The sequence below is a fragment of the Halobacillus litoralis genome (genome assembly GCF_020524085.2).
GTDB lineage: Bacteria > Bacillota > Bacilli > Bacillales > Halobacillaceae > Halobacillus > Halobacillus litoralis_E.
Genome location: NZ_CP129016.1, coordinates 2605524 through 2617632 on the forward strand (window position 1 = coordinate 2605524; position 12109 = coordinate 2617632).

Consider the following 12109-nt stretch of genomic DNA (forward strand, 5'->3'; position numbering starts at 1 on the left):
CATATCAACAACAAACTCTTGAAGAGGCAGGTCGTTTCTAAAAAAAATAAAAAAACTTTCAAAATTATAGACACCTAACACACACTTCCTTCGATTATAGAATTGAGGAAGTGTTTTTTTATGCACAAATCCTCCATCTTTCCATAAGAATAGGAGAATCCAAATGAACTATATCAAAGCGATCAACGCCTTCTACGATCACCAGGAATTCAACCCTCTGACTTCTGCCGCCATCAACCTTTGGCACAGCCTCATGCATGTGAATAACAATTCCCGCTGGAAAAAAGAATTTACGGCTTCGATGACCGTCCTTTGTCTGAAGTCCAACTTGAGCGAGAGCAGCATTCGTAAAGCACGCAAGGAACTCGTGGAGAAAGGGTATGTGACGTTCACTTCGAGACCGGGCAACCAGGCTCCCATCTATCGGATCCTCCCTTTATATGAAGAAATGGACAGCGAGAGCGACAGTGTGGAGGAGACCAGTGGCGGCAAGTCGAACGGCAGTGATACCGGCAAGTCGAACACATTAAGTAAACAAAACGAAAAGAAAGAAAAAGAAGCAGTAGTAGAAACGACAGCTGAGAATCCCCACCATTTTTACGAAAACAATATCGGGACGTTGTCGCCGTTCATCGCAGAAAAAGTCACTCAGTGGTGTGAAGAGATGTCTGATGAACTCGTCATCCAATCGATGAAGCTTGCGGTGGAGAGCAACAAGCCTTTCTTCAGCTATTGTGAAGGCATTCTGAAACAGTGGCAGCAAGCGGGCGTGCGGACTTTGAGAGCAGCGGAACGAGCTCAGGAAACTCACAAGAAAAAGAGGACCACTTCGAAGCATGAGAAAAACAAATCGGTGTTCAATAAGTTGAAAGAGGAGGTGCAGGTATGAAGAGAGAAGAAGCTATCGAGGTGCTCGAGACGATCAGTGAATTGTATCCGCAGAAATTCGATATCACTGAGCGTGTCGCGAATATGCTGATTCCGAAGCTTTTGGAGATGGATTATAGAGGGGTGATGGCCAAGCTTTCCGATTTCGCCGTCCGTAGTCCGTTCCCACCGACCATCGGAGAAATCGCTGTCTATCAACCTGAGGAAAACCGTCACTTGGAGCAGATGAAAGTGTGGGAAGCGGAAGCAGCGGAAGTTTCTGATGAGATCCGCCAGCGGTTCATGGCCAAGCTCCGTTCGCTGGCAGAGGAGAAGTCCCATGAGTCATAATCTACAGACGGAACAGGCCGTGTTAGGTATTTTTCTCGTCAACGGGGAGAAAATCAAGCAGACAACGCTCGCCCCTGAGCACTTCACACGACACGACCATCGACGCATTTTCCTAGCGATGCAGCAGGTGGACAACAACGGAACGCCAGTGGATATGGTGACGGTCACAACGAGTCTTGGAGATGAAATTGCCCAGGTGGGGGGAGTGAGCTACTTGTTAGGGCTGGCCGAATCTGTGCCGACGACCGAGAACTTCCACTTCTATGAAAAACTCCTCGTCGAATCCTACACGAACCAACAAATGAGGCAGTCGGCGATGGAGTACATCGAGAATCCGAGTGCTGATGCGCTGCTTGGCTTGAAACAGCAGCTCCATCTGATGGATCAGGACCCGGAAGCGGATGAGCAGACGGTGAAAGAGCAGCTCAGTGACATCGCAATCGAGATGATCTCCTTCCCCGTACAAACAGGATTAGCCACAGGATTCGAAGATTATGACAAAATGACCGGAGGCGCGCAGCGTGGCGATTTGATCATCGTCGCCGCCCGGCCCTCGATGGGGAAGACCGCCTTCGCCTTGAATATCGCCATGAACCATTGCAAGAACGGAGGAGCCGTCGACCTGTTCAGTCTGGAAATGGGATCCAAGCAGCTGCTGCAGCGGATGATTTCTTCCGAAGCACGCATCGACGGGCAGAAGTGGCGTTCGATGTGTTTCTCCACCGAAGACTACAAACGTTCCTTCCACGCCATCGGTGAAATCGCCGAGTGGGATCTGTCCATCCACGAGCGCCAACAAACGGTCCAGAACATCACGACGAAAATCAGAGCGTCCGTAGCTTCCGACCCCGACCATGATCATCTCATCATCATTGATTACTTGCAGCTGATGAACGTCAAAGGCCGCTATGAACGCCGCGACCTCGAAGTCGGCGCCATCACCCGTGAATTAAAACTCCTCGCTCGTGAACTCAACATCCCGATCATCCTCCTCTCCCAACTCTCCCGAAGTGTCGAACAGCGCCAGGACAAACGCCCGATGATGTCGGACTTGAGGGAGTCAGGAAACATTGAACAGGACGCTGACGTTATCAGTTTTTTGTACCGCGACGACTACTATTCGCAGGAAGGCAGTGATGTAGTGGAGGTGATTTTGAGGAAGCAGAGGAATGGACCGGTGGGGACTGTAATGATGGGATTTGAGAAAGAGTGTGGCCGTTTCGCGTGACTTGGATACTGTGAGTCATACAAAACTAACAATGGGTAGATGACCGATTGCAAGGAAAGATAACAGGTTTAAAAAAGAACATAAACTTCTTTTAAGCTTTCTACGGATTTTGATGATGATTAGTTGTAAACAGACATTAAAACGACTTAAGTAAAAGTCTCTGCCACGACTTCTCTAAAATATACACGTTTTGGAGGGCAGATACTTCACTCGTCTTTCTCAGAGAATTAATTATCCCCCTCATCATAATTTAAATCACCCTTTTTAAAAGGTTCTTTATGGTTTGATACATGGGTATTTCCATGGGGGCTATTTGTCCAACATTTTGATGTCGACTTCCAATAAATAGCCAGATAATATGATTTTTGCATTTCGCATTTATAAGAGGAAAGGTTTTCAAAGTTATAGATTTCAATTATTGATTTACATCATTTTGAAATAATATAATAATTTTTCTTTTAATACCCTTATTTAACTAGTAAAATAGTAGTGTAGCTGATAACTCAATTGAACCCTGAAGGGACAATATTTATAAATAATAATGGAGGAGAAATTATGAATATTAATTTAACACCTAACCCAAGAATACTTCAAATGTTGGGGCAAATCGATTTTGAGAATTGGCAATGTATTGCTGAATTAATTGACAATTCGGTGGATGCCCTTTTAAAAGATTTTAAAATGAATGGTGAATATAAAGGTGAAATAATGGTGGATATACCTAAGCATTCAGAATTCATAAAAGGGCGGCCTATTACTGTTTGGGATAATGGGCCGGGAATGGATGTAACACAATTAGAAAACGCATTGAAAGCAGGTTTTAGTAGTAATGATCCCGTTTCAAATTTGGGTTTGTTTGGCATGGGGTTCAACATAGCGACTGCAAGGATTGGTCAAAAAACAACTGTCTATAGTTCAAAAAAGGGAGCTACAGAAGAAGTAGGTATAGAAATTGATTTTGCAGAAATGGCACAAAGTCAGAGTTTTATAAGACCAGTTTTAACTAGACCTAAGGATAACTCCTACACTAGTGGGACAACAATTAAAATATACCAATTAAAAGATAGAGTTAGCCACCTAGGGCAGCAAGGACTTGCTTCACTAAGAAAAAAACTTAATTCTGTCTACTCAAAATTATTACGTGATCATAGTGTTGATATAATAATTAATGGGGAAAATCTCATTCCAAACAAAAAATGTATATGGGCTCCTGAACGATATGTTGTAAGAAATGGTGAAAAAATATTCTCCTATATTGAAGTAGATGAAGATTTAGGTAACATGTATTTTTGCTCCAATTGTTGGTTATGGTTAGACACACCTCACATAGAAGGTGAATCTCCTGTTTGTCGAATTTGTGATTCAAGCACATTAGTCAATAAAAGAGAAAGAAAACTTACAGGTTGGTTAGGGATACAAAGATATTTTGATATGGAAAACTTTGGTGTTGATTTTTATCGGAATGGAAGACTGATTGTTAATAATGATAAATCGTTTTTTAATTGGAAGAATCCAGAAACAGGGGAAGTTGTACTAGAGTATCCTATTGATACTACTCATTGGGGTGGCCGAATTGTAGGAGAGCTAGAAGCAAACTTTCTAACTGTTACATACACTAAAGACAGTATCGAAAAAAACGATCAACATTGGGATTCGGTTGTCAAACGTCTTCGAGGAGAGGCACCTATCAGGCCGAAGATCGCATCTACAAAAGGATATCCTAAGAATATCACTCCAATAGCACGCTTGTTTAGTGGTTATAGAAAAGGGAAAAAGCCTGGCTATGAGGATCTCCTTCCCGGGAAGTACAATCATAAATATAACAAGTGGGAAGCAAGTAATGCAGAACCTAAGGCGTGGGCTGAATTATTTTATAAAGGTGACGAAAACTATCAGGATGATACTAAGTGGTGGCAAATGGTCGAAGAAGCTGAAGCAGGCAGAAGATCCAGTACCGGAGACCCAACAGACCCAACAGACCCAACAGACCCAACAGACCCAACAGACCCAACAGACCCAACAGACCCGACAGATCCGACAGATCCGACAGATCCGACAGATCCGACAGACCCAGAAGAAAAAACTAATCCCGAAAAAGATATTTCTATTGATGATGAAATAGATGATGGAAACCCTAAAAAAGAAAAAACGGAACTACTAATTAAAGATGAAACTTTAAGTGGGCAATATTCTTTGGATGACCTTGAAGAAGAACCAATACTCCTAGATGTTTTTATTGATCCATCACTGAATGATGATCGCCCACTTATAGTAGAAAAACTTAGTCGATCCAATTATCGCACTTACTATAATGAGAATTCTCCATTATTTCTTAAACATGGAAACAGTGTTAAGGACTGTATCCTGATGGAACTATCGAATAGTTTATTTTTAAGAAAAAACGATCCTGAGGAATGGCCATTTTCAAGAATATTTTATAATTTAAAGAATGTATACAGTATTGATGAAGCATTAGATGTCGACACTGTTAAAGAAAGAATTAATTTACTCTTGTTGGAAATTAAGCAAATATTAAGCAATTCCAACAAGGATTTAGATGAAGAAAGAGAATTAGATAAAGAAGATTTAAAAGCTTTACAACGGTCAGTATTGAATAAATTAGGTGAAGGTGATAATAGGGTTAAACAGTTGGTCAAAACAACTGAGTACTTAACATATATGCCTAATAAGTATGTTATTAAATTTTTTAAAGAGTATCCAGAAATGTTTTTTGATGGTGTTGTTTGGAATAGGCCATATAATGAAATAAGTGATGAGGAAATCCAAGAGGAAATTGTGGACGAGTTTTACGCATATCTTTCAGATTTACTATGGATTTTAGAAAGTGAAGGTGAGAAATATAATATGTCTAGATTTAAAAGAAATGTAGGAAGTCTTGTTGTCTTAGAGGAGATTACATTTAATGGATAAATGGGGTTTTTTGGGAACTGAAAGGGTCTTTAATGGCCCTTGGCAAGCTTTTGAGAGGGCCCTGGGAAGATTATTGGTTCATAAAGGTTGGGAGCATGTAGCTGTAGTTGGGGGTTCAGGTGATAACGGTGCTGATGTAATTGCTTCAAATGGAAAGAAAGAAATGGTTTATCAAGTCAAATATAGAAGTAAAGGCGGTGCAGTCGGTAAGGAGATTGTTGAAGATGTTAAGCGGGCGATGGAGTTTTACAATATTAATAATGGTTGTGTAGTTACCAATGGATATTTAAGTAAGGGAGCACTAGATTATCTGAAAAATCTTAAGAAGAGTGCATATAATGTTTCATTTATTGAAGGTAGAAGGCTGTTAGCTATCAATGACAACCTCCCATTATGGCCGGTTTCTAATCATGAACTTAGAGAATATCAAGCTCTTGCGCTAAATAGCATTTTACAGTCTTTCAGAAATGGGGACCGTTCTGCTTTATTAGTGCTCGCAACAGGGCTCGGGAAAACTTTTGTAGCTGGAAAATTTTTATCTCAAGTTTATCGAAGATATAGTGACATGAAAGTATTAATATTAGCAAATAAAGATGATTTAATAAAACAGTTTGATACAGCATTATGGCCACACTTGCCAAAAGGGATTGCGACTCACTTATGGGATGAACAGGAAAAACCTAAATTTAATGAGGGAACTACATTAGCTACATTCCAGAGTGTATTTAATCAGATTAAATCCAATAGATCACTTCCAGATTATAATATTGTTATCATAGATGAATGCCATCACGCGGGAGCAGATACTTATAAAGCAGTTATTGAACATATATCACCTGATTTTTTACTTGGGATGACTGCAACGCCTTTCAGGACAGATGATAGGGATATTACAGAGATATTTGGTAAACCTGTTTACTCTATGGATATTATTAAAGGGATGAAACATGGTTTCCTTGCAAGAGTGGATTATCGTATTTACACAGATAATATTGATTGGGACTTTGTAGAAAAAAATAGCAAGAAATCGTTAACTGTAAAGGATTTAAATAAAAAATTATTTATCCCAAGTAGAGACGATGAAATTATTACTCTAATTAAAAATGTTTGGGAAAAAGAAAGAGTTAATAGAGCAATTTTATTCTGTGCTAGCATAGAACATTGTATGCAAATGGAAAAAAGCTTGTTAAGTTATGGTTATAAAGCAAGGGCTTTATTTGCTGGCTTAGATCCGTGGGCACGAGAAAAGTATCTCAGGGAATTTAGACAAGGAAAAATCGATATGCTATTGGCAGTAGATATATTGAATGAAGGAATAGATATTCCTGAAGTTGATCTAGTTATCTTTTTGAGAGTAACACATAGTCGTATTATTTTTTTACAACAGTTAGGAAGAGGACTACGATTGAGCCCAGGAAAGAAAAAAGTGACAGTTTTAGATTTTGTAACTGATATAAAAAGGGTTGCTTCTTTATTAAGCTTATCTAAACAAGGTAAAGAATATAAAGAAGATGGTGTAGAAGTATTAGATTTAAATAATTTCAGTATAAACTTTAGTGATACAACTTCCGAATCTTTACTAGAAGCAATTATAAAAGACAAATTTGAAATTGAAGATTATGATGATGCTTCTGAATTGTTTTTACCTTAGGAGAATTTACAGTGAATGTTATATCTTTATTAAATATAATTAATATACAAGAGTGTTTATACAATCAATCTTTTAATAAAAACTGGGAGAGATATAATTATTATATAAAGGATTATTTAGGTAGTTATCCAACTCCTAGCAAGGTATTAAGCCTTGGGAGTGAATTGTCCTCTGTTTTTTTTAAAAGTGACTCGGAAAGAGGGCAAAGTGAGGTGGCAGTTTCTGGTAATGTTTGGTCAAGGCTAATTAGCTGGTATTTAAATATTAGTTTTTTAGGTACTAATTGTTGGGCTACTAATTCCTTGAATCTTGTCCCTCCACAATTAAAGAGAGCTCTTGAATTAAAGATGAATGGAGAGAAAGTTAGCAAATCTAAGGAGATTATTATTATCCAATACCAAGGAAGTAATAACAACAATGTAGTTTTGCCTAATGATCTCTCAAGTGTAAACTTAAAAGAAACGTATAAAAGACACTATTACCACTTTTTTGAAACAATTAATTTAAATGAGCTTAAAGTAATATTACTTTCACCAAAGACAGCAGCCTCTGATATGTTGGCTATCCCATTGTTTTGGAATTTTTGTTACAAAGGTAACCAAATGGACAATGTTTTTGATGTGAAAGTAGGGAACAGCGAAGAAAACCCTGAATGTTTAATTGACAAGAAAGTGTATTATTCAATCGTGACAGTACCTACCGGGAAAGAAGATAAAATTAAAAAGGGAAATATACCGGGCAATGCACAAATTAATAAGTTGCAATTATTAGACGGAGGCTTTTATTGGGGAAGGGATAGTTCTAATAAGGTTAAATCATTTGATAACTTTTTCCAAGATAACTTTCAAAACACAATTCTTTTTGGAAAAGAAGTTAGTGAGAATTATGAATTTATAGAATATCCGAAATCTATTTATTATAAGCTTTTTAATAAACTAGTGTAGTGAAACACTTGTAAGATTGTGCAAATAGAAGATTCCTTAGTCATTTTAATAATAGCCTTTAACTTTTATAAGTTAAAGGCTATTATTTGTTTCTAATCTCAATTATTACAACTGTTTTCTATTTCTTTTCTATAAAAATCCATTTATCTTTGGATAATTCTCAACGAATTCATATTATATATCCGAATTTCTATAGGATTTTTACATTGTATGAATAATTTAAAGTTTTAATGCAAAGGTTTAATTATGGCTTTATGTACATAATAAACCTTTATATAGTAATATATATAATTATTTATAATAACCTGATTATTTGTGAAATTAAAAGTTCTTTATGTATTTGTTTAGGTTTGATAAAATAGCTGTGGTGTTTATCGTTTTTTCTTTAATAAACAATTTCAGGCTTAGGCAAAAATAGATTTTTCCTTTTTGTAAGGATTAAATACGAGCTTTACATCAACATATTCCTTTATGTTAAATCGCTAAGCTTATCCCTGGAAAAATACAAAATATGTAGTATAATGTAGTTTAGTAATATCCTATCTAAAGGAAGTGTTCTAATATGTCAAAATATGCAATAGACCTCTTTTGTGGCGCAGGGGGTATGAGCGAAGGTCTAATTCAATCTGGCTTTCATATATTGTTCTCAAGTGATATAAATGAGGATGTGGAGAGAACATACACTAGAAGACACCATCAGCTTGGCTTAGAGCAGGGGGTAAACACATATTTCCAAAGAGCAGATATATCTGAATTAACTGGTGAAAATATATTAGGTAGTATACAAAGACTTTCAATTTTTCGTGGGAGGGATATACCTGAAATAGATGCTATTTTTGGAGGCCCACCTTGCCAGGGATTTAGTTTGGCTGGTCGACGCAATAGAAACGATCCTAGAAATATGTTGTTTAGAGAGTATGTTAGAGTAATTTCAGAAATAGAACCTAAATATGTGGTAATGGAAAATGTAGAGGGCTTTTTGAATACACGCTTAGATGGTTTTATAGGCTTACAAGGAGATGTTTACGCGAACAATAGTTTAGTTACTGAAATTTTATATAGTGAGTTAAACGCAATAGGTTATACGGTATTGCCTACAAGGGTAATGGATGCCGCCCATTTCGGAGTTCCACAGAGACGGAGAAGAGCAATTTTTCTTGCATATAAGAATGATGAAACTCCTCCTGAATACCCACTAGGTAATGAGGAGCAAATTACTGTAGCTGAAGCTATCAGTGACTTAAGAGATGAGGGTGACCTCTTCCCTCAATCAAATTATCAACTAATGTCTCGTGAAGGAAGAACCCCAACTATAATTGAAGCCAGTGCAGACGATATTATTTTTGGAGATCCTTTAAATAATTTTAATGATTTTAACAACCATGAAATTTCAAAACATTCTTCTATTGTACAAGAGAGATTAAGTTTGTTTAATGAGGGTGAATCTACTGTAGCTCTTATCAAAAGGATCCAATTACAAGGGTTATCTAATATTTCGAAAAACTATCCTAACTTGACTAACTTTAGTTTTAAAAAGCAATCCAATTATCAAACTATTGAAAAAATGGAAGAAGCTTTTCGAGACGGGTCCGTACCAGTAGATATATTGAAGATTTTTTTATCCAAGAAAAGCAACAGATATAGATTAGATCGAGAAAGCGTCTCTCCTACCGTTGTCACTTTGCCTGATGATTACATTGTTCCTTTTGATAATAGGATACCTACAGTAAGAGAGTTAGCAAGGCTTCAAAGTTTTGATGATAGTTTTAGATTTTTGGGTAAGAGGACTACTGGCGGCCCGAGAAGAAGAGTAGAAGTTCCACAATATACTCAAGTTGGTAACGCAGTACCTCCATTACTCGCTAAAGCAATAGCAGATCAAATAATGATAGCTTTAAATCACGAAAACATTAATAATGGCCATCTTACCAATATATAGGATAGATGGCCTTTTCCTTACATAACTTCCCGTACATATCTAAACAATCTAAGCAAATATTTCTTGTTTTCTAAACGCCATAAGAAACCATGATCTCTAACTTTTCCATTTTTTTTGTGAATTGCGAAATCAATTCCAACTTGGTTCTCTTTGATTAAGTTAATAAATTCTTTAAATTGTACTTCTCTACAGTGAACTACACTATCATAGTGGAAGGATTCAATTCCTTCTCTATTATTTTTAGCATGGGCTGTCACAAACACGGTTTCCCCGTGCTTTTTTTCCAATGCGTCTTTTAAATCAGACATATTATAATGGACTACTCTTTTACCTTCGTTACATAAATAGATTTTTTGCTCTGTATCATCTATATCTAATTTCCAATCATAACTGTTTCCAGTTAGTTTTATTGTACAATATAGTCCTGTTCTCTCTTTTATAGGGTCATATTTTCCGTATTCTTCAACAAGGTCTCTTCTGCTTGATAATATTCCCCAATTAGGCACCAAAGAGAATAACGTTTGTTTTCCTGTAGAAGCTCTCCTTTTCTGTTTGATTTGTCTTGATCGTCCACATTTTATCTCTATTCCCTTAAAATCAGGATTTTTATTACTATTAGATTTTATTCCCAACTCTTCTTCAAAGGTGAAGCCAACTGCTGTATCGCCCTTTTTTTGTGATTGAATATAACCTTTTTCGTTTACTTTTTGTATTTTACTCATCAGCTCTTCAAAAATTTTCTTGTTGGAAGTTGAGTGGAAGATTTCTTCGAACGGAAGGAGAGCAGATCCCTCTACTCGATTGTTTAAATAGTTCAATCCAAAAAGGTCGATGACTTGATCGTAATGTTCACTACTTGGAGGAATAATGTGACACTCATATTCGAATTTATCTCGGTATTTTCCGAATACTAGAATAGTACCATCTTTCTTGTTATTTAATAATTCTGGGGATAAACTGGTCATCCTTCTTTCAGGATACCTATGGTAGTGTTTCCATTTACTTTCTTTTTTTTCCCACCCTGTAGATTCTTTCCAATGCGTAACAATACGAGCTTCATAGTTCTGTTTATCTTCGGGATTAAAATTGATAAAGTCTGGGAAAAGATGATAGGCGTAAACTGGTATTAAGACACCATGGCGCCCGCTGTCATCATTCTTTGTTAGCACCTTACAAAATACATCTTCAATCGAATCTTCCTTAAAAAATTCCATAATTGACATCCTTTCATTCAATCGGTTCTAAAAAGGTTTTTAGGGTCAATTTCCAGTGCTTTGGCTAACTTTTCTAAAGTATCTAAATATGGATTGTGAAACTCATTTTCTATTCTTGAAATAGTGGTCCTACCAATTCCAACTTTTTTTGCTAAATCATTTTGCGTGAGGCCTAGTTCTTTCCTCCTGTTCCGTATATTGATCGCTAACTCTTTCTTCCAATCAATACTCATTTTTCACCTGCTTTCTTAATCTGTTTCTAATAACTTATATGGTGTAGTTTTGAGCGAATCAGCCAAACGAAGAATAACTGATAGCGAGGGGTTTGCTTCCCCTATTTCAATTTTGAGAAGATAGCTTCTATCAATATTTGCTTTTTCAGCTAACTTTTGTTGTGTAAAACCACAGTCTTTTCTAATCCGAGAAACATTGGTCCCAAATTCGGTTGAAAGTGCTTTTTCCAAATTTTCCCCTCCCCCTTTTAAAATGTTAGCAAGTCATTCACCGGAAATATGCAGTCTATGTGATACAAATTAATGGACGAAAATAAAATGCTATTCTTTTTGAATAACATTTCGAGGGTGCACTGGAAGATTTAATAACTATAAGCCAAATTTTATATCTAGTTTTTTGTAATCGTTAGTTTATTACAATCAGAGAGTTATAGGATAGGAGTAGGAACCATACAAGTCTGGGAGGGGGGAATACACTGAGAAACACTTAATGAAATGGTAATCTTTTGAATACAATTAGAAGATTTTATTACAGAAAAAGGTTATGATGTAGAAATACGAAAAGCTGTCTGAAAAATAATTAAGGACTTAAGAGATGAAGGAGGAATATCACTGGAATAATTCGTTTATTAAGGCGGTATTGAAAAGACATATGTCATTTTAATTGAGCGAGGGCACGGATCTCCAATATTACCTATGTTTTATAAAATTATTCATGTTGTTAAAGTCCATTCAGGTAAGCTCTTAGTAG

The 12109-nt window shown here is 36.8% G+C and carries 10 protein-coding genes; 7 read left to right on the plus strand and 3 right to left on the minus strand.

Translation table 11 applies throughout. The features are described 5' to 3' along the window. The first annotated feature begins 163 nt into the window (after window positions 1-163). From LC065_RS13340 to LC065_RS13370, 7 genes are all read left to right on the plus strand, one after another. A complete protein-coding gene (locus tag LC065_RS13340; RefSeq protein WP_226590231.1) occupies window positions 164-889 on the plus strand; it encodes a DnaD domain protein in 726 nt (241 codons plus the stop codon). Then, on the plus strand, window positions 886-1218 hold the full coding sequence (locus LC065_RS13345; RefSeq protein ID WP_226590229.1) for a hypothetical protein: 333 nt from the start codon (window positions 886-888) through the stop codon (window positions 1216-1218). Before LC065_RS13340 ends, LC065_RS13345 begins: the two co-directional genes overlap by 4 nt. After that, entirely contained in the window at window positions 1208-2446 is a 1239-nt protein-coding gene (gene dnaB / locus LC065_RS13350) for a replicative DNA helicase (protein WP_226590228.1), read from the plus strand. Before LC065_RS13345 ends, dnaB begins: the two co-directional genes overlap by 11 nt. A gap of 555 nt (window positions 2447-3001) precedes the next feature. Continuing rightward, entirely contained in the window at window positions 3002-5377 is a 2376-nt protein-coding gene (locus tag LC065_RS13355; RefSeq protein ID WP_226590225.1) for an ATP-binding protein, read from the plus strand. Continuing rightward, on the plus strand, window positions 5370-7028 hold the full coding sequence (locus LC065_RS13360) for a DEAD/DEAH box helicase family protein (RefSeq protein WP_226590224.1): 1659 nt from the start codon (window positions 5370-5372) through the stop codon (window positions 7026-7028). Before LC065_RS13355 ends, LC065_RS13360 begins: the two co-directional genes overlap by 8 nt. Before the next feature lie 11 nt (window positions 7029-7039). Then, window positions 7040-7972 (plus strand): hypothetical protein, encoded by a 933-nt coding sequence (locus LC065_RS13365; protein ID WP_226590216.1) that lies wholly within the window; start codon window positions 7040-7042, stop codon window positions 7970-7972. Window positions 7973-8534: 562 nt separating this feature from the next. Further along, window positions 8535-9911 carry a DNA cytosine methyltransferase gene (locus LC065_RS13370; RefSeq protein ID WP_226590214.1) on the plus strand — a complete coding sequence of 459 codons (1377 nt, stop codon included), beginning with the start codon at window positions 8535-8537 and terminating at the stop codon, window positions 9909-9911. A gap of 17 nt (window positions 9912-9928) precedes the next feature. Here LC065_RS13370 and LC065_RS13375 read toward each other — a convergent pair whose 3' ends face one another. From LC065_RS13375 to LC065_RS13385, 3 genes are read right to left on the minus strand one after another with little or no spacing between them, the layout of a single operon-like run. Continuing rightward, entirely contained in the window at window positions 9929-11125 is a 1197-nt protein-coding gene (locus LC065_RS13375; RefSeq protein ID WP_226590212.1) for an MvaI/BcnI family restriction endonuclease, read from the minus strand. Between the two features lie 17 nt (window positions 11126-11142). Continuing rightward, window positions 11143-11358, minus strand: a complete 216-nt coding sequence (locus tag LC065_RS13380; RefSeq protein WP_226590210.1) for a helix-turn-helix domain-containing protein — start codon at window positions 11356-11358, stop codon at window positions 11143-11145. 15 nt (window positions 11359-11373) lie between these two features. Then, window positions 11374-11589, minus strand: a complete 216-nt coding sequence (locus tag LC065_RS13385) for a helix-turn-helix domain-containing protein (protein WP_226590206.1) — start codon at window positions 11587-11589, stop codon at window positions 11374-11376. Window positions 11590-12109 lie beyond the last annotated feature (520 nt).

Bases quoted from the DNA above. Each gene is read 5' to 3' on its own strand.
- dnaB (WP_226590228.1), top strand. From the start codon at position 1,208: ATGAGTCATAATCTACAGACGGAACAGGCCGTGTTAGGTATTTTTCTC.
- LC065_RS13345 (WP_226590229.1), top strand. From the start codon at position 886: ATGAAGAGAGAAGAAGCTATCGAGGTGCTCGAGACGATCAGTGAATTG.
- LC065_RS13355 (WP_226590225.1), top strand. From the start codon at position 3,002: ATGAATATTAATTTAACACCTAACCCAAGAATACTTCAAATGTTGGGG.
- LC065_RS13370 (WP_226590214.1), top strand. From the start codon at position 8,535: ATGTCAAAATATGCAATAGACCTCTTTTGTGGCGCAGGGGGTATGAGC.
- LC065_RS13340 (WP_226590231.1), top strand. From the start codon at position 164: ATGAACTATATCAAAGCGATCAACGCCTTCTACGATCACCAGGAATTC.
- LC065_RS13360 (WP_226590224.1), top strand. From the start codon at position 5,370: ATGGATAAATGGGGTTTTTTGGGAACTGAAAGGGTCTTTAATGGCCCT.
- LC065_RS13375 (WP_226590212.1), bottom strand. From the start codon at position 11,125: ATGGAATTTTTTAAGGAAGATTCGATTGAAGATGTATTTTGTAAGGTG.
- LC065_RS13380 (WP_226590210.1), bottom strand. From the start codon at position 11,358: ATGAGTATTGATTGGAAGAAAGAGTTAGCGATCAATATACGGAACAGG.